Here is a 17340-nt window from a genome sequence, read left to right as displayed (position 1 = left end):
AAACGGATGGATTCAATGGATCAGCGTATCGGGCGTTTAGAATATTACATACAATTGCTGGTGAAAACGGTGGATATGGATAAGTACCCTTTTTATGCGATGATGATTGAAAAAGGGCTGACCGAAGAAGAAGGAGAAGAGGTCGGGCGGATCTGCCGCGAATTGGAGGACGAGCTGGAGTCGCAAAAAGCGCAAGGCTTTGTGACGTTTGACAAGCTCCTTGCGCTTTTTGCGGGACAGCTGAACGAAAAATTAGATGTTCATGAAACGATTTTTGCTCTTTATGAGCAGGGGCTTTATACAGCGCTGATGGAAGAATTTATTGAGATTATGAAGCACTTTGATTAACTGTTGATCGGTTCCAGCTCTTCAGCCGTTTCATGGACAGCCGATTCGTCCGTTTTTTTCTTCAGCCTTCCGTCTTCACTATCAAAATCATTGTTTATGTTTGTCAATGATTTCTCGAATATCTCCATAAAATCTTCGCCGTAAATGTGGCGGATGACACAGGTTAATTCTTCAACCTCAGGAAACTTCCCGAATAAGTGGTAGATCGGCTGTGAGCCTTTAAACACAGCGTTTCTCGACGGATCAAACTCCTCAAGCAGGCTTTCGAATACATTTTCCCCTTCTTCTGTTAACTGAATGTACGTGTTCCGTTTATCATTCAGCCGCTTGGAAAATTTCAGATATCCCCGTTCTTCAAGCTTTTTTGAAAAGTTAAATGCAGTTGATACGTGCATAACGCCGAATTTGGCGATTTCTGAAATAGAAGCTCCTTTAAGCTGATAGGCAATCCATAATATATGATGCTCATTAATATTAAGGTCGTACGGCTTCAGCCAATTCTGCCAGTCTTTCTCGATAGATTTCCAGAGCGCTTTGGACAGCTGCGCCATTTTTTGGGTATAGATTAAAGCTTCTTTTAGATCGTAAGGCGGTTCAACACGATTCAATACAGATCACCTGCTTCACATTTTCTTTTCCTCTATTATGCCAATAAAATAAAGATTAATAAAGATGAAAATTTAAGAATTTTATAATAAATTCTTGATCCGTTGCTGGGAAAGGCTTTAAACCGCAAAAAAAAGTGCGGAACGCAATATGTCCGCACTTTTTTTGGTTGTATAGGATATTAGTTTTGTAAGGTTTTCTCCAGCTGTCTGATTTTCTCTTCAATATCAGCGATTTCCTTCTGGAGATCCTGCTGGTGCGGTTTGATTTCCTCCTGCCACCTTTTAATGCTGGTCTGAAGCTCTCCGCCTACGTCTTTAATGACTTCTGCGCTTTCTTTCGCCGTTTGGACAAGCTGGTCCTTAAGCGCCATTCCGTCTTTTTTTAACCGTTTGATTGTGTCCTCAATTGAATTGCAATTCTCTTTGATTTTGCCCCGCAGCTCTTTTCCGGATGAAGGAGCCGAGAGTAACACCGCTGCGCCTCCGATCAATCCGCCTACGAAAAGGCCTGTTAAAAGGGAACGTCCGTCAGCCATTTGAAATCACCCCGTTTTTTTTCTCATAACTTTTATCATTTTTGTTCAGAAGAATAAACTTCTATACATAGCTTGCTTTATTTTAGCATATTTTTTAAGGGAAAAGGAGGGAGAAGGTTGTCTGTCTTTATGATTGTTTTATCTTGTATGGCTCTTGTCTTTGCGGCGGGCGCCGTTTATTACCTGAAACTGCTCGGCCAGGCCGCTTCTTATCCGCCGAAGCGGGTCGTCCGCCAAAAGGCCATCGTCTGCTCAGCAGGAACCGCCCTCGCATTGTTCCTTATTTTTTTCACAAAACTTCTCGTATAAAACATGCTGAAACACATTAAAAAACCTCTTCCGGCCGGAAGAGGTTTCGGTATGCGGTTATTTCACCGTTTCAATCATATTGGACCGTTTTAAGATCGTCTGCACAATCGGATGCATAATGATAATGGCGATCGTATTCAGCGCAGCCGCCGGAAGGACGACCGCGAGCACCAATGCGGTGAATCCGCCCGGCAGGCCGACAATCAGAAGGGCCAGCGCCAAAAAGAGCAAACCGGAGATGAAGGTGCCGGCTATCGTAATGACGGCGGCGGGCGCTGTTTTCACGCTCTTTTTCACCAAAAGCGCCAGCGCGAGAAACAGAAACGCCGTTACCGGTTTTTCAATGATATTCGGAAGCTGTCCGCCCGGAAAAGATGTCGTGAGTGCGGAAATGATTCCCGTTACAATCCCGATCATCAGCACGTTCTGCACACGGGGGAATAACAGAATACCCATAAACATCATCACAAGCATCATATCGGGTTTCATTCCGAATAATACCGGCGGCATAATGGAATGAAGCACCGCTCCGATTGCCGCAAACAGGGCCATAATGACTAATTCTTTTGTTTTCATACTAAGCTCTCCTCTGCTAAGCTTTTTCGCCATCCAATAATATGCTCGTCATTTATTGCGATGGCCGGAAAAATTGATATGCAAACAGTATATCAAAGGAACCGTTATGTTAGAAGAAATTTATTCGTTTTCCTGCTGGAACTTTCTCATAAACTGAGCCAGTTTTTCACAATCAGCCAGGCTGACGGCGTTGTAGATAGACGCCCTGCAGCCTCCGACTGAGCGGTGGCCTCCGAGTCCGGTCATTTTAGCCGCTTTCGCTTCTTCAACGAATTTTTTCGTGAGACTGCTGTCGCGGAGGGTGAACGTGACGTTCATGTGAGAACGGCTGTCTTTTGCGGCATGCCCCGCGTAAAACCCGCCGCTTGCGTCGATTGTGCCGTACAGGATGTCGGCCTTTTCCTGATTGCGCCGTTCAGCCGCTTCGACACCGCCGTTTTCAGCCAGCCATTCAAGGACGAGGCTCAGCATATAAATCGCAAATGTAGGCGGCGTATTATACAGTGAATCGGCTTTTGTATGGGTGGAGTATTTCAACATTTTAGGGACGTTGGCGTTTTCGTTTTCAAGCCATGATTTTTTCATGATGACGACCGTGACGCCGGACGGCCCGAGGTTTTTCTGGGCTCCGCCATAGATGACATCAAACGTTTTGACATCAATTTTTCTGCTCAGGATGTCGCTTGACATGTCGGCTACGAGCGGGATCGGTGAATTCGGGAACTCTTTCCACTGCGTTCCGAAAATCGTGTTGTTTGACGTAATATGCAGGTAGGCGCCGTCTTTGATTCCTGAGAGGTCCGCTTCCGGTATGTGGTTGTGGTTTGAATCTGCGCTTGTTGCCGTGACGGATGTGTTTCCGAACAGTTTCGCCTCGGCGAGTGCTTTTTCAGACCATGCGCCCGTTACGATGAAGTGCGCCGTTTTTTCCGGCGTTAAAAAGTTCATCGGCAGCATGGAGAATTGAAGGCTTGCGCCGCCTTGAAGAAATAAAATATCATAATCGTCGGGAATATCCATCAGTTCTTTCAGAAGGCTTTTGGCTTTTTGGTGCACCGCATCATATTCCGTGCTCCGGTGGGACAGCTCCATGACGGACATGCCGGTATCCTTGAAGTTGACAAATTCTTTTTGTGCTTTTTGCAGCACATCCAGTGGAAGGGCTGCGGGTCCTGCATTGAAATTCGTTGTACGTTCCATGTTTACGATCTCTCCCTGTTTTCCGCTTTAGTGTAAGAAATAATACAATTATCCTATCACAATTTTTTGATTTTTTTGATATAAAAAAATATAATTTATGTTTTTTGTGTTTCCGGACGCAAAAAAACCTCATCTTTAAGATGAGGCAAGCCGTTTTCTGACGGTTGAAGCGATCTCCTGAAGATCGTCAGGCGTATAGTCTTCGGCGTGGGTCTTCCAGACAGCCCCGAAACCGTCGCCTTTTCCGTAACGCGGAATGATATGCATGTGAAAATGGAACACCGATTGGCCCGCTTTTTCACCGTTGTTATTGAGAATATTCAGCCCGATCGGCTCGAATTCATCGCGGATGGCGCGTGCGATTTTCGGCACCGCTTCAAAATATTCTTTAGAAAGCTCAGGCGTAAACTCGTACACGTTTTCGATATGTGTTTTCGGAATCACGAGCGTATGGCCTTTTGTGACCTGGCTGATATCAAGAAACGCCACGACGTGTTCATTTTCGTATACTTTTGAAGACGGAATGTCACCGGCAATGATTTTGCAGAAAATACAATCGTCCGCTTTGTGCATAGATGGGTTTCCTCCCTGAAAAGAAATATATGTATATTCTCATCGTACCACAAAAACGGCCAAAACAAAAAACAGGATGAACGGCTGCGCGTTCACCCTGATGCAGAAGTACGAGCTTTATCATAGAAAATTGAATATGCCTTTTGTAAGCACCTCATTTGTTTTTAAAATGAAGACTTATGGGTCTGCTTAATCATTCCTGGGACAAACACCTCATTTGATTATTTCATCATGAATGAAGAACATCATCAAAGCAGTGTGTGAAGAAATTGTAAGCACAGGACATGTTGATTTTCATCCAACTGTTCTAAGACGTCTTTTATAAACACCTCATTTTCAGTTGATTAAAGCTGTTTCCTTCTACATACATTATGATGTCCCCCAAAACGATAACTATGCACACTTTTCACGTGAGAAAAAAAGGGAATCGTTTCAAATCAGACTTTATTTTTGGTACTATGAAGAAAAACGAATCAGAAGGGGAGAAATTATGTCTCTGCTATCGGTAAAAGACTTAACCGGCGGTTATACGAGAAACCCGGTCTTAAAAAATGTTTCATTCACCCTTGAGCCGAACCAGATTGTCGGACTCATCGGATTAAACGGCGCGGGCAAAAGCACGACGATCCGGCATATTATCGGATTAATGGATCCGCATAAAGGCTCGATCGAGCTGAACGGCAAGACGTTTTCGGAGGATAAGGAAAGCTACCGCTCGCAATTTACGTACATCCCCGAAACGCCGGTGCTGTATGAAGAACTGACGCTCAAAGAGCATCTGGAGCTGACGGCCATGGCGTACGGCCTTTCCAAAGAAACGCTTGAAAAAAGGCTTCCTCCGCTTCTGAAAGAATTCAGAATGGAAAAAAGGCTGAAATGGTTTCCCGCTCACTTTTCTAAAGGGATGAAGCAGAAAGTCATGATCATGTGCGCGTTTCTCGCGGAGCCTTCGCTTTATATCATTGACGAGCCGTTTCTCGGCCTTGATCCGCTTGCGATCAATGCATTGCTGGAGCGGATGGAGGCCGCGAAAAAAGCCGGATCAAGCGTGCTGATGTCAACGCATATCCTGGCTACGGCAGAGCGCTACTGTGACGCTTTCATTATTTTACATAACGGCGAAGTGCGGGCAAGCGGCACACTGGAAGAACTGAGAGAGCAGTTCGGCATGAAAGACGCAGCTCTTGATGACTTGTATATCGAACTGACGAAGGAAGACGCCGGCCATGAATAATATGTCTACGATTTGGCAGTCCCGGCTTGAAGAGCATATAAAGGAAACCAGAATGTATATGAAATATATGCTCAATGATCATCTCGTCATTGTGCTGATCTTTTTTATTGCCGGCGCGGCAAGCTGGTACAGCAAGTGGGTCAAAGACATTCCCGTTCATTTTCCGTCATTTTGGGTGATGGCGGTGCTCTTTTCATTTGTGCTGACCGGTTCATACGTCCGGACGCTGCTAAAGGAAGCGGACCTCGTGTTTCTGCTGCCGCTTGAACCGAAAATGGGGACATACTTTAAGCATTCATTTAAGTACAGCTATCTGTCACAGCTGTTTCCGCTTCTTGCTCTGTCGCTTGTATGCATGCCTCTGTTTTTCGCTGTAAGTCCGGGGGCGTCGCTTGCGTCATATGCCGCCGTATTTATTCAGATGCTGGCGGTAAAAGCGTGGAATCAGGCCATGGAGTGGCGGATGACGTTTATGAATGACAGAAGCATGAAAATGAAGGATGCGGTCATACGCTTTATCTGCAATATGCTGCTTTTATACTTCGTCTTACAGTCGTTTTATGTGTACGCTGCCGCCGTCTACATTGTGATGGCCGGCCTTTATGTGTATTTCACATCGGCCGCAAAACATAAATCATTAAAATGGGAAGCCCATATTGAATATGAATTAAGAAGGAAGCAGCGTTTTTACAGAATCGCCAATCTGTTTACCGATGTGCCTCACCTGAAAAAACAGGCAAAACGCCGGGCGTATCTCGACTTTTTGCTCAGAATGATTCCGTTCGAACAGCGGAAAACGTTCTCCTATATGTATGCGCGGGCCTTTCTGCGTTCAAATGATTATCTCGGCATTCAGGTCAGGCTCACGATTATTTTTATCCTGATTATTATGCTCGTTTCCGCCAATCCGTGGATAACGGCGGCGTTAACCGTATTTACCGTCTTTATTACGGGAATACAGCTTCTGCCGCTGTTCGGGCATTTTCATCATCTTTCTCTGCAGGAGCTTTACCCGGTCAATCAGAAAGCGAAGCTGCAAAGTTTCTTTTCGCTGATGAAATCGGCATTAACCGTGCAGGCGCTGCTGTTCTGCGCAGCGTCAGCCTATGCCGCGGGAGTCAGCGGGGCGCTGTATGCGGCCGTTGCTTCAGCCGTTCTGATTTTTGTGATCATGCCTTCGTATATGGGCGGAAGATTGAAAAAGTACGGCAAGCTGTAATCAATCGGGTTTTTGAAACCTCAATGAAAGAAGGAGACACAGATGACCGACGATCAGCAGCTGATACAGGAAGCACTGCAATGGAAAGCGCGTTTTTTGCGCAAAGATTCTATGCTTGAACGTTTTTCTAAAGGAATGCAGGCGAAAATAAATGAGCGGATTCCCGATAAAATTCATGCCGTCATCACAGAAAGCATTAAAAAAATGACCGAAGCAACAATGGCGGGTTCAAATCTGGTGAAAAGCAAGCGGGATACAAACGGTATGACGCTTGCTGAAAAAGATGCCCTCGCCAGACAAACCGTCGCATCGTACCAAAAGGTCGCGGCAGCCGAAGGTATCGGTACGGGGGCCGGCGGAATTTTTTTAGGGATGGCTGATTTTCCTTTGCTGTTATCCATTAAAATGAAATGTCTGTTCGATCTTGCCTCCATTTACGGCTATGATGTGAAAGACAGGGATGAGCGATTGTTTTTGCTGTTTATTTTTCAGCTGGCTTTCTCAAGCGGTGAACAGCGGAAACGCATATACTCAATGATTGAACAATGGGATTCGAAAAAGCATGATGTCGATTGGAGAGTTTTTCAGCAGGAATACCGCGATTATCTGGACGTAGTGAAATTGTTTCAGCTTTTGCCGGTCGTCGGAGCCGCCGTGGGCGGAGCGGCCAATTATAAACTGCTGTCACAGCTCGGTGAGACGGCAAGGCACGTTTTTCATTTAAGAATCACAGCAGCCGGTACGTAATGTACCGGCTGTTTTTTATGCCCTATCGGGGGTAGCTCACCGCGGCGCCGATAAGCACTTTGGCGGCCGTCAGCATCGCTTTTTCATTAAAATCAAATTTCGGATGATGATGAGGATAAATGGTTTCCGGGTTTTCTAAAGCGGCGCCCGTAAAGAAAAATGCGCCTTTTGTATGCTGCAGATAATAGGAAAAATCCTCTCCGGCCATCTGCGGCTCTCCTTCAATGACCTTCGTGACGCCGTCTGTTTCCGCTGCGGCTGCCGCCGCGTGCGCCGCTTCCTCGGGATGATTAACGACGGCGGGATAACCGCGCTTGAAACGATATTCATAGGAAGCGGAGTGCATGGAACAGATTCCTTTTACGACGGCTTCTATTTCTGCTTCGAGCAGGCTGCGCACACTTTCGTCAAACGAGCGGACGGTGCCTGATATGACTGCCTGATCGGCAATCGCATTAAACGGATTTTCAGCGGTGAACGAGCCGGCTGAGATGACGGCCGGCTGCACCGGATTTACCCGCCGGCTGACGATATGCTGAAGAGCCGTGACGATTTGTGAGCCGATTAAAACGGCGTCCTTCGTATCGTGAGGAATCGCGCCGTGGCCGCCTTTCCCGATGACTTTAATCGTAAAGCCGTCAGCGGCGGCCATCACTGCGCCCGGGCGGCATAAGACCGTCCCGACGGGTTCAGTCGCCCAAAGGTGAGTGCCGAAAATGGCATCGACATGCTCGAGGCAGCCATCCTCAATCATTGATTTTGCTCCGCCGGGAGATAATTCCTCGGCGTGCTGGTGAATCATCACAAATGACCCTTTCAGTTTTTCCCGGTTGCGGTACAGCACTTTTCCGACCGCGAGCAGAGCCGCCGTATGGCCGTCATGCCCGCAGGCGTGCATGACGCCGGGAATTTGTGAAGCATAGGGCACATCTTTTTCATCCTGTATCGGCAAAGCGTCAAAATCAGCTCTGAGTGCCACGACCGGTCCCGGTTCACCGCCTTCAATATAGGCTGTGACACCGTTTCCCCCGACATTCGTCCGGATGGGAACGCCGAGCTTTTCATAAAATGAGGCGATGAACGCCGGTGTTTTTTTCTCCTTAAAGGATGGCTCGGGATTCATGTGAAGGTGACGCCTGATTTCAACCATTTCCTCATACAGCCCGTCAAGCTGAGCGTTTAAGCTTTTTTGAAGTATCGTTAACGTCAAAAGCGATGCCCCCTCGTCTGCTTTTCCCATGATTGTATAGAAAATGTCAGAAGATTTCAATCCTTTTGCTACGGGAGAATGATGATGGCGGCGATCGTTGTGACGACTAGCCCGGCCGCAACCGGGATAAAGTTTTTCCTGGCAAGCTCAAACGGATCAACTTTACAAATAGCCGCAGCGGGGATCAGTGCCCAAGGGACCAATGTTCCGCCCCCGACCCAGATCGCTGAAATCTGGCCCAGCGCCGTTAAAACGGCCGGGTCCGTATGAAGCGCGGCGGAAAACAGCTTTGCCATCGAGCCTGCAAGAGATATACCGGAAAACCCTGACCCGTCGAGCCCGGTAATCGCACCGACTGCGGCCAGGGCGATGCCGGCGAATTCTCCGGACATCGGAAAAGAATGGGACAGGGCCAATCCGAGGTCATTGACGATCCCCGCAGATCCTTTCGGCAGCGGGGTGTTCAAAATACTTTTAAACCCCGCGTCACCGAGATAAAAGAAGGCCGCGATCGGAATGACGGGGCCGAATACTTTAAAGCCGAATTGAAAACCGCCGATAAAATACTCGGTGATCTTTTCTAAATGCCGCTCTTTATATACAATGAAATGAATGATCAGGAGAATGCCGATCGCGGTTCCTCCGACGAGTGCCGTCGCATCGTTTCCTTGCAGACGGTATACGATCATACAGATAATATCGGCGAGAAAAACAAGCGGAATGAAAACCGCCAGGACCACCCTGAGTTTTTTCGGCAGATACATACTTGTGTCCAAAGAACCGGAGCTGTCCAAGGAGAGGGGGGTCTTCGTTTTTTTTCGATCCCGCATGATGAGGATGAAAGCGGTGATTGTCGTCGTTAACCCCATGATCAAAACGAGCGGAATACTTGCCTGCATGACATCGCTCACGGGAATGCCCGCGGCATCGGCCGTTAATTTCGGGGCCGCCTGAATGACGTAATCCCCCGATAAAGCGAATCCGTGGCCGAACAGGTTCATCGCCATTGCCGCGGCGATCGGAGAAAGGCCCGCCCGGATCGCTGCGGGAAGCAGCACAGCGCCGATCAGCGCCACCCCTGGGGACGGCCAGAAAAAAAGAGAGATGGCAAACATCAGACAGCCGATAACCCAATACGCGACAGCCGGCCCTTTCATCACCTTTGCAAACGGAGAAATCATCGCTTCATTAATACCGGTTTCGGTCAAGAGGCCGCTCATCGCCACGATAAAACAAATGATAAAAATCGTCGGCAGCAATTCTCCGGCGGCATACGTGAAGCTGTGAAACAGGCTGCTGACCGAAGCGGAGAATGAATGCGTCGTCCATAGCGCAATCACAAAAATGCCGGCGAGTGAAATAAAGGTTGTATCTTTCCTGAGGAGCATAAAAACGATAATGGCCGCGATAAAAGCAACATAAAGCAGATGTACCGAGTAGACGCCGATCCCCAATTGAACCACTCCGTTTATAAATAGGATTGCTACAGGTTATTCATAGGCGGGCGGAAGGTGCAAAGAACGAAGCGTAAAATCGGGACATTAAAAAAGCCGGAGAATCTCCGGCGGTTTTCAGTCTATTGCGTAATAAGCGGTTACATAAGACGGGCGGGAAAAAATAGACATCGTGTCGATGCCGGCAGATGTTCCGCGTTTTTTATGGGCTTCCTGATAAGAGTTTGACTGCTGCCAGCCCTGAAAGGCTTTTTCCTCTTCCCACAGGGTCAAAATGACATACGTATCGCCTTCGAGCGGTCTTAATACGCGGATGGCTTGAAAACCGGGTTCATTTTCCACTTTGCCGGCGCGGTTTTTAAACCGGTTTTCAAACAGCGGACGGCCTTCCTGGGTAACGGCGATGTTGTTGAGGACGGCGTAGCCCGGCTTTTTGATTTCCCCGACGCTGTCGATGCTTTCATAGGAATGGGGCGCCTGAAAAACGGTTTCTCCATTTGTTTCATGAATTAAAACCGCATTATCCTCCCCTTGCATCAGCACCATATTCTCGCTCGGGTGTTTCTTTGCAATCGTCTTTAAAAAATCGGCTGTCCCGTATGTAATATAAACCTTCATATCAGCCACCTCCTGCTTGCTAGTATATCAAAAGAGTGGTATAAGTTTCTATTGGCGACTCATTCTGACATAATTCGAAACAATATTTCCCATACTACAAGTTAAGAAAGGCGAGGTGACTTATGCTGAAAAAGAAAAAAAGATTCTTTATTCCGGCTGTAATTGCGGCGGCAACCGCTTTTCTCGCGTTAATCGGATACATTATCATTATATTTCTCGGCCATTATGTCATCGATGAAAAGAAATTAATACTGCACGCATCTTCAAAAATCGTCGATCAAAACGGTGATGAAATCGCGAGCCTCTATACGGAAAATCGCGAGCCGGTATCCATTCAGCAGGTTCCGGAAGATGTGAGAGATGCCTTTATCGCCGTTGAAGATAAACGGTTTTACGAACATCACGGCATTGATGTGAAGTCTGTCGGCCGGGCGGTGTTCCGGGATGTTTTAGCAGGCGGCAAGGTGGAGGGCGGCAGCACGATCACCCAGCAGCTGGCGAAAAACATTTTTCTGACTCATGATAAAACATTTTTGCGCAAGACGAAGGAAGTCATTATCGCCATCAATCTTGAGCGTGATTACAGCAAGGACAAGCTGCTTGAAATGTACCTGAACCAGCTTTATTTCGGCCATGGCGTTTACGGCATTCAAGCCGCGTCCCACTACTACTTTAATAAAGAAGTAAAAGATTTAACCGTTGCGGAAGGAGCCGTTCTGGCAGCGATTCCGAAGGCGCCATCTCTTTATTCGCCGATTCAGCATCCGGATAAAAATAAAGAACGCCGCGATACGATTCTTGCAATGATGAACGACCAAGGCTATATCAGCGCCAAGGAAGCCGTCAGAGCCCAGGGCCGGACATTGGGGCTTAATGTCAAGAAAACATCAGAAACGCCTTGGTTTGACAGTTATATTGATCTTGTCATCAAAGAGGCGGAATCCCGTTATTCGATGTCAGGTGAACAGCTGCTTCAAGGCGGCTATACGATCCGGACGTCACTTGATTCCAAGCTGCAGAAAACGGCATACACCCTCATGAAGGAAAGCGGCTATTTTCCGGGGACGGATCAGGCGGCAGAGGGAAGCGCCGTCTTTATTGATAATAAAACCGGAGGCGTGCGCGCGGCAGTCGGCGGACGCGACTACGTGACAAAAGGATACAACAGGGTTACGGCGAAGCGGCAGCCGGGCTCAACGTTTAAGCCGATTGCCGTATACGGGCCCGCCATGCAGGAAGACAAGTTCAAACCGTATTCGCTTCTCCAAGACAAACTGACGTCCTACGACGGGTATGAACCGAAAAATTATGACGGACAGTACAAGGGGGAAGTGACGATGCAGGATGCGATCACTTACAGCATAAATGCGCCCGCTGTCTGGACATTGAAGCAGATCGGCGTAGATACGGGAAAATCGTATCTTGAGAAAAACGGCATGAACATTTCTGACAACGGACTCGCGATTGCGCTTGGCGGTCTGTCAGAAGGCGTCACCCCGCTTCAGCTTGCCGGAGCTTATCATACCTTTGCGGCAAACGGAATGTATACGAAGCCATTTTTTATAGAGAACATCACGGACGAAGACGGAGAAACGTTATCCGGGCCTAAAAACGGCAAAACGCGCGTCTTCAGCGGACAGACGGCATGGAATATGACGAGAATGCTTCAGCAGGTCGTAAAAGAAGGAACCGCTTCACAAGGCAGCTATCAAGGTGACCTGGCGGGGAAAACCGGCACGACCACATTTCCCGGCGTCCCCGGCGCGACAAAGGACGCCTGGTTTGCAGGATACACTCCCGGACTGACGGGAGCCGTCTGGATGGGCTATGACAAAACGGATAAAACCCATTACCTGAAAGGCGGAAGCCAATACCCGGTCAGACTCTTTAAAGATATCGTCACAAAAGCGGGGGAAAACGGCCGGACATTCAAAAAGCCTGAAAATGTGAAGGAACTGGGCAGCCCGATTGAGCTGGAGGCGGTAAAGTCCCTGTCGGCCCGTTATACATTTAAGGCGATGGGACTGATTACGGTTCAATTAAAATGGGATATTCAAAAGGATGATCGGGTTGTTTACCGAATATATGAGAAGAAAGACGGAAAAGACAAACTTCTGGATTCGGTGAAAGGAAAAGGCAGCTTTGACATACCGTACGCCAATCTGTTTTCAGGGGCTTCATACAAAGTCGTTCCATATAATTCACAGACGGATCAAGAAGGAGAGGGAACGGAATACGTTCAGCCGAAGCTTTTTTCTTCTTAATCATGAATTCGGCGATTTTTTGAACATTAAGCCTCAATTCTATACGCTTTTGAAAAAACAAGGTATAGTGTAATGGGCGAAGAACACGAACGTATGGTTGCAGGAGGAAAGGTGGAAATTCAGATGAGTAAACGAGAAGCGTTTAATGATACGTTTTTAAAAGCGGCACGGGGAGAAAAAACAAATCACGTCCCTGTCTGGTACATGAGACAGGCGGGGAGGTCTCAGCCGGAATACCGCAAGCTGAAGGAAAAGTACGGCTTAGTCGAAATTACGCATCAGCCCGAGCTGTGCGCGTATGTGACGAGGCTCCCGGTCGAGCAGTACGGAGTGGACGCTGCCATTTTATATAAAGACATTATGACGCCGCTTCCTTATATCGGAGTGGATGTTGAAATAAAAAACGGAATCGGCCCGGTGATCGATCAGCCGGTGCGCTCTGCTGCGGATATTGAAAAGCTCGGCGAACTGAATCCCGAACAGGATGTTCCTTACGTGCTGGAAACGATCCGATTACTCGTAAACGAACAGCTGAATGTTCCGCTCATCGGTTTTTCGGGAGCGCCTTTTACGCTGGCCAGTTATATGATTGAAGGCGGGCCTTCTAAAAATTACAACAAAACAAAAGCGTTTATGCACAGTATGCCGCAAGCGTGGCAAATGCTGATGGACAAGCTCGCGGACATGATTATCGTTTATGCGAAAGCACAGATTAACGCCGGCGCAAAAGCCATTCAGATCTTTGATTCATGGGTCGGCGCGCTGAACCGCGAAGATTACCGGCAGTTTATAAAACCGGTGATGGACAGAATATTCCGGGAGCTTTCAGCAGAGCAAGTTCCGCTGATCATGTTCGGCGTAGGCGCAAGCCATCTGGCCGGGGATTGGCATGACCTTCCTCTTGATGTCGTCGGTCTTGATTGGAGACTCGGCATAGATGACGCCAGAAAACAAGGCATTACAAAAACGGTTCAGGGCAATCTTGATCCGTCGCTTCTTCTTGCGCCTTGGGAAGTCATCGAGAAAAAAGCGAAAGCGATACTTGATCAAGGCATGAAAACGGACGGGTTTATTTTCAATTTAGGGCACGGTGTATTCCCTGATGTCAATCCGGCAACGCTGAAAAAGCTGACGGCGTTTGTACATGAATATTCCGCGGCCAAAAAAACGGAACAATCTTCCTGAGCAGATCGTTGGTTATAAGAAGATTTTCCTGTCAAAATCAAGGTGGACAGACCATCAAAAGAGGTGTTTAACAAAATGAGCAGCAAAAAGAAAATGGGACTTCTTGTCATGGCTTACGGAACGCCTTACAAAGAAGAGGACATAGAACGTTATTATACGCATATCAGACGCGGAAGAAAGCCGGAGCCTCATATGCTTCAAGATTTAAAAGACAGATATGAAGCGATCGGAGGCATTTCTCCGCTTGCAAAAATTACGCAGGAGCAGGCGGAGAAGCTCGCACAGCGTTTAAATGAAATCCAGGATGACGTAACATTCAAAGTGTACATCGGATTAAAACATATTGAACCGTTTATTGAAGACGCGGTGGCGGACATGCATAAAGACGGCATTACAGAAGCTGTCAGCCTTGTGCTCGCCCCTCATTTTTCAACATTCAGCGTCCAGTCATACAACAAACGCGCGAAAGAAGAAGCGGAGAAGCTCGGCGGCTTGACCATCAAGTCTGTTGAAAGCTGGTATGATGAACCGAAATTCGTTGATTATTGGGTCAGCCAGGTGAAGAAAACGTATGAATCAATGCCGAAAGAAGAACGGGATGACGCGATGCTGATCGTCTCAGCGCACAGCCTTCCTGAAAAAATAAAAGAATACGGCGATCCGTATCCTGACCAGCTGGAGGAATCCGCAAAACTGATTGCCGAAGGCGCCGGAATTACCGATTACGCAGTCGGCTGGCAAAGCGAAGGGAATACCCCTGATCCGTGGCTCGGGCCGGATGTGCAGGATCTCACGCGCGATCTGTACCAAAAGCATCCTTATAAAGCATTTGTATACGTGCCCGCAGGCTTCGTTGCCGATCATTTAGAGGTGCTTTACGATAATGATTATGAATGCAAAGCTGTGACCGAAGAAGTCGGCGCAAGCTACTATCGTCCGGCTATGCCGAACGCACAGCCTGAATTTATCGACGCGCTTGCAGCGGTCGTGCTGAAAGAGCTGGACAAGTAGAATTAAACGGTAAAGAAGGCGATAAAAATGAGTGGCGATAAAAAACATCTGGTCATCATCGGCGGCGGCATAACGGGATTAGCCGCCGCCTTCTACATGGAAAAAGAAATCAAAGAAAAACAGCTGCCGCTTGAGGTCACTCTGATTGAAGCGGGCCCGAGAGCGGGCGGCAAAATTCAGACGGCGCATAAAGACGGCTACATCATTGAGCGGGGGCCGGATTCTTTTTTGGAAAGGAAAAAAAGCGCGCCGCAGCTCGTCAAGGATTTGGGGCTTGAGCATCTGCTCGTCAACAATGCGACCGGCCAGTCTTACGTGCTCGTCAACGAGACGCTCCATCCGATGCCGAAGGGCGCGGTGATGGGCATTCCGACCAAAATCGCTCCGTTCATCTCCACCGGTTTATTTTCTGTTCCCGGAAAGGCGCGGGCGGCGCTTGACTTTGTCCTGCCTGCGAGCAAACCGAAGGAAGATCAGTCTCTGGGTGAATTTTTCCGCAGACGCGTCGGTGACGAAGTCGTTGAGAATTTAATAGAACCGCTATTATCAGGGATTTATGCCGGAGATATTGATAAGCTGAGCCTCATGTCCACGTTTCCGCAATTCTATCAGACTGAGCAGAAGCACAGAAGCCTGATTCTCGGCATGAAAAAATCGCGTCCGCAGCCTTCGGGACAGCAGCTGACGGCCAAAAAGCAGGGCCAATTTTTAACGCTGACGACAGGGCTTCAAACGTTGGTGGAGGAGCTGGAAAAGCAGCTTACGCTGACAAGGGTGATGAAAGGAACGAAAGTCACCCATATCGGCCGCGAGGAGAAGGGATACTCCGTGACGCTTGATAACGGCAAAGTGCTCTATGCGGAAGGATGCATAGTGACAGCCCCGCATAAAGCCGCGGCGAAAATGCTTTCTGATCTGCCGGCGGTTTCATGTCTTAAAGACATGCATTCTACGTCCGTTGCCAACGTCGCTTTAGGTTTTCCTGAGGGAGCCGTCAAGATGGAGCATGAAGGTACGGGATTCGTTATCTCAAGAAACAGCGACTTCTCCATCACGGCCTGCACATGGACGAATAAAAAATGGCCGCACGCGGCGCCGGAGGGCAAAACGCTTCTCAGAGCGTACGTCGGAAAGGCCGGAGATGAATCCATCGTAGATCTTTCAGATAACGAGATCATTAAAATCGTAATGGAAGATTTGAAAAAAGTAATGAAAATAAATGGCGAACCGGAAATGACCTGTGTGACCCGCTGGAACGAAAGCATGCCGCAATACCATGTCGGCCATAAGGAGCGCATCAAAGAGTTCAGAGATGCGCTGAAAGCTTCCTATCCGGGCGTATACGCGACGGGCGCGTCTTTCGAAGGGGTGGGCATCCCCGACTGTATCGACCAGGGAAAAGCCGCCGTATACGATTCACTGGCTTATTTATTTGAAACGTACCAGCCTCCGTTATCGTAAAACGGAGGTTTTTTTGCATGTTCCCGTTCTGTAAAGGGAACACCAATAAAGAGAGAAAACATTTGAATCTTCTTTATGACTGTGATAAGTTATCTTATGTACAAAATGACTAAAACGTTCAAACGGTCAATTTAACGAGGTGGGAAACATGTCCGTCGATCGGAAAAAGCTCATTCTGGAAGCGGCAACGAAGTCTTTTACACAATTCGGCTACAAAGCAACGACAATGGATCTGGTGGCAAAGCTTGCAAATGTGGGGAAGGGAACCATCTACACGTTTTTCAAAAACAAAGAAGAACTGTTTGATGATATTTTCACCACTATTTTAAGAGAAATGAAGGAACACGCAGACGAAGCGATGAAACCGGAGCTTTCATTTCACGAAAATGTCCACCGGGCGCTTGTCGCGATTTTGGAATTCAGAAAAACACACCAGCTGACTATTAAAATTTTTCAGGAGAACGCCGAGATTGGTACAATAGCCGTTCAGGATGTCATTGCGAAAATGGAGCGGGCCATTCTGTCATATATTAAAGAAAAGATAGAAACAGCCATTGAAAACGGAAGCATTAAACCGTGTGATCCGGAACTGACCGCTTTTGTGATGCTCAAGCTCTACATCGCGCTGATATTTGACTGGGAAAAAAACCATCCGCCTCTTGAAAAAGAGACGATCGCCGAATTGCTGGAAATGTATGTTGGTCAAGGATTATCTAAATAATAGATGATCCTTCACTTTTTAGGTGCAGTGACCGTTTTGTCAAATGAGTCAGTTTGCGGAAGGAGG

At 47.7% G+C, this 17340-nt stretch carries 18 protein-coding genes; 10 read left to right on the top strand and 8 right to left on the bottom strand.

The genetic code is table 11. The features are described from left to right. Positions 1 to 6 precede the first annotated feature (6 nt). A complete protein-coding gene (locus tag ABK447_RS15450; protein WP_003155243.1) occupies positions 7 to 348 on the top strand; it encodes a YhaI family protein in 342 nt (113 codons plus the stop codon). Here ABK447_RS15450 and ABK447_RS15445 read toward each other — a convergent pair. Continuing rightward, positions 345 to 956, bottom strand: a complete 612-nt coding sequence (locus ABK447_RS15445; protein ID WP_003155240.1) for an HTH-type transcriptional regulator Hpr — start codon at positions 954 to 956, stop codon at positions 345 to 347. The two genes, ABK447_RS15450 and ABK447_RS15445, sit on opposite strands and share 4 nt — an antisense overlap. Before the next feature lie 179 nt (positions 957 to 1135). Then, positions 1136 to 1492 (bottom strand): YtxH domain-containing protein, encoded by a 357-nt coding sequence (locus ABK447_RS15440; protein WP_014417330.1) that lies wholly within the window; start codon positions 1490 to 1492, stop codon positions 1136 to 1138. Positions 1493 to 1609: 117 nt separating this feature from the next. Between ABK447_RS15440 and ABK447_RS15435 the strand changes: the two genes are divergently transcribed. After that, positions 1610 to 1801 carry a hypothetical protein gene (locus ABK447_RS15435; protein WP_007409223.1) on the top strand — a complete coding sequence of 64 codons (192 nt, stop codon included), beginning with the start codon at positions 1610 to 1612 and terminating at the stop codon, positions 1799 to 1801. Between the two features lie 57 nt (positions 1802 to 1858). On the opposite strand, the gene ABK447_RS15430 is transcribed toward ABK447_RS15435, so the two are convergent. From ABK447_RS15430 to ABK447_RS15420, 3 genes are all read right to left on the bottom strand, one after another. Beyond that, the gene (locus ABK447_RS15430; RefSeq protein WP_007409222.1) at positions 1859 to 2377 is read right to left on the bottom strand and encodes a tryptophan transporter; all 519 of its coding nucleotides are present in this window, start codon (positions 2375 to 2377) and stop codon (positions 1859 to 1861) included. Positions 2378 to 2497: 120 nt separating this feature from the next. Then, the gene (gene serC, locus ABK447_RS15425) at positions 2498 to 3577 is read right to left on the bottom strand and encodes a 3-phosphoserine/phosphohydroxythreonine transaminase (RefSeq protein ID WP_061861320.1); all 1080 of its coding nucleotides are present in this window, start codon (positions 3575 to 3577) and stop codon (positions 2498 to 2500) included. A gap of 135 nt (positions 3578 to 3712) precedes the next feature. Further along, positions 3713 to 4150 (bottom strand): HIT family protein, encoded by a 438-nt coding sequence (locus ABK447_RS15420; RefSeq protein WP_007409220.1) that lies wholly within the window; start codon positions 4148 to 4150, stop codon positions 3713 to 3715. A gap of 490 nt (positions 4151 to 4640) precedes the next feature. Here ABK447_RS15420 and ecsA point away from each other — a divergent pair, with 490 nt between their 5' ends. The 3 genes from ecsA to ABK447_RS15405 are packed head-to-tail and all read left to right on the top strand — an operon-like array spanning position 4641 to position 7350. Beyond that, positions 4641 to 5384 (top strand): ABC transporter ATP-binding protein EcsA, encoded by a 744-nt coding sequence (gene ecsA, locus ABK447_RS15415; protein ID WP_191974069.1) that lies wholly within the window; start codon positions 4641 to 4643, stop codon positions 5382 to 5384. Continuing rightward, on the top strand, positions 5377 to 6603 hold the full coding sequence (locus tag ABK447_RS15410; RefSeq protein WP_191974068.1) for an ABC transporter permease: 1227 nt from the start codon (positions 5377 to 5379) through the stop codon (positions 6601 to 6603). The genes ecsA and ABK447_RS15410 overlap by 8 nt, the downstream gene beginning before the upstream one ends. Positions 6604 to 6645: 42 nt before the next feature. Beyond that, positions 6646 to 7350 carry an EcsC family protein gene (locus ABK447_RS15405; protein ID WP_014417334.1) on the top strand — a complete coding sequence of 235 codons (705 nt, stop codon included), beginning with the start codon at positions 6646 to 6648 and terminating at the stop codon, positions 7348 to 7350. 22 nt (positions 7351 to 7372) lie between these two features. Here the strand turns inward: ABK447_RS15405 and ABK447_RS15400 are convergent, their stop codons facing one another. The 3 genes from ABK447_RS15400 to hmoB form a co-directional block, all read right to left on the bottom strand. Beyond that, a complete protein-coding gene (locus ABK447_RS15400) occupies positions 7373 to 8590 on the bottom strand; it encodes a M20 family metallopeptidase (RefSeq protein ID WP_373431978.1) in 1218 nt (405 codons plus the stop codon). Between the two features lie 38 nt (positions 8591 to 8628). Then, positions 8629 to 10014 carry a hypothetical protein gene (locus ABK447_RS15395; protein WP_100001342.1) on the bottom strand — a complete coding sequence of 462 codons (1386 nt, stop codon included), beginning with the start codon at positions 10012 to 10014 and terminating at the stop codon, positions 8629 to 8631. Positions 10015 to 10131: 117 nt separating this feature from the next. After that, positions 10132 to 10632 (bottom strand): heme-degrading oxygenase HmoB, encoded by a 501-nt coding sequence (gene hmoB / locus ABK447_RS15390; protein WP_007409215.1) that lies wholly within the window; start codon positions 10630 to 10632, stop codon positions 10132 to 10134. A 122-nt stretch (positions 10633 to 10754) separates the two neighbouring features. On the opposite strand from hmoB, the gene ABK447_RS15385 reads away from it, so the two are divergent. From ABK447_RS15385 to ABK447_RS15365, 5 genes are all read left to right on the top strand, one after another. Further along, the gene (locus ABK447_RS15385; RefSeq protein ID WP_020955588.1) at positions 10755 to 12896 is read left to right on the top strand and encodes a transglycosylase domain-containing protein; all 2142 of its coding nucleotides are present in this window, start codon (positions 10755 to 10757) and stop codon (positions 12894 to 12896) included. A 123-nt stretch (positions 12897 to 13019) separates the two neighbouring features. Then, positions 13020 to 14081 (top strand): uroporphyrinogen decarboxylase, encoded by a 1062-nt coding sequence (hemE, locus tag ABK447_RS15380; protein ID WP_029325967.1) that lies wholly within the window; start codon positions 13020 to 13022, stop codon positions 14079 to 14081. Between the two features lie 75 nt (positions 14082 to 14156). After that, positions 14157 to 15092: a ferrochelatase gene (gene hemH, locus ABK447_RS15375; RefSeq protein ID WP_007409212.1), complete on the top strand. Its 936-nt coding sequence runs from the start codon at positions 14157 to 14159 to the stop codon at positions 15090 to 15092. Between the two features lie 27 nt (positions 15093 to 15119). Beyond that, positions 15120 to 16553, top strand: a complete 1434-nt coding sequence (hemY, locus tag ABK447_RS15370) for a protoporphyrinogen oxidase (protein ID WP_020955589.1) — start codon at positions 15120 to 15122, stop codon at positions 16551 to 16553. A 148-nt stretch (positions 16554 to 16701) separates the two neighbouring features. Then, a complete protein-coding gene (locus tag ABK447_RS15365) occupies positions 16702 to 17274 on the top strand; it encodes a TetR/AcrR family transcriptional regulator (protein WP_003155219.1) in 573 nt (190 codons plus the stop codon). The last annotated feature ends 66 nt before the right edge of the window (positions 17275 to 17340 follow it).

It is taken from the genome of Bacillus sp. hwrm1, from assembly GCF_040207805.1.
In the GTDB taxonomy this organism is placed as follows: domain Bacteria; phylum Bacillota; class Bacilli; order Bacillales; family Bacillaceae; genus Bacillus; species Bacillus velezensis.
This window is presented reverse-complemented; position numbering and strand designations above follow the sequence as displayed.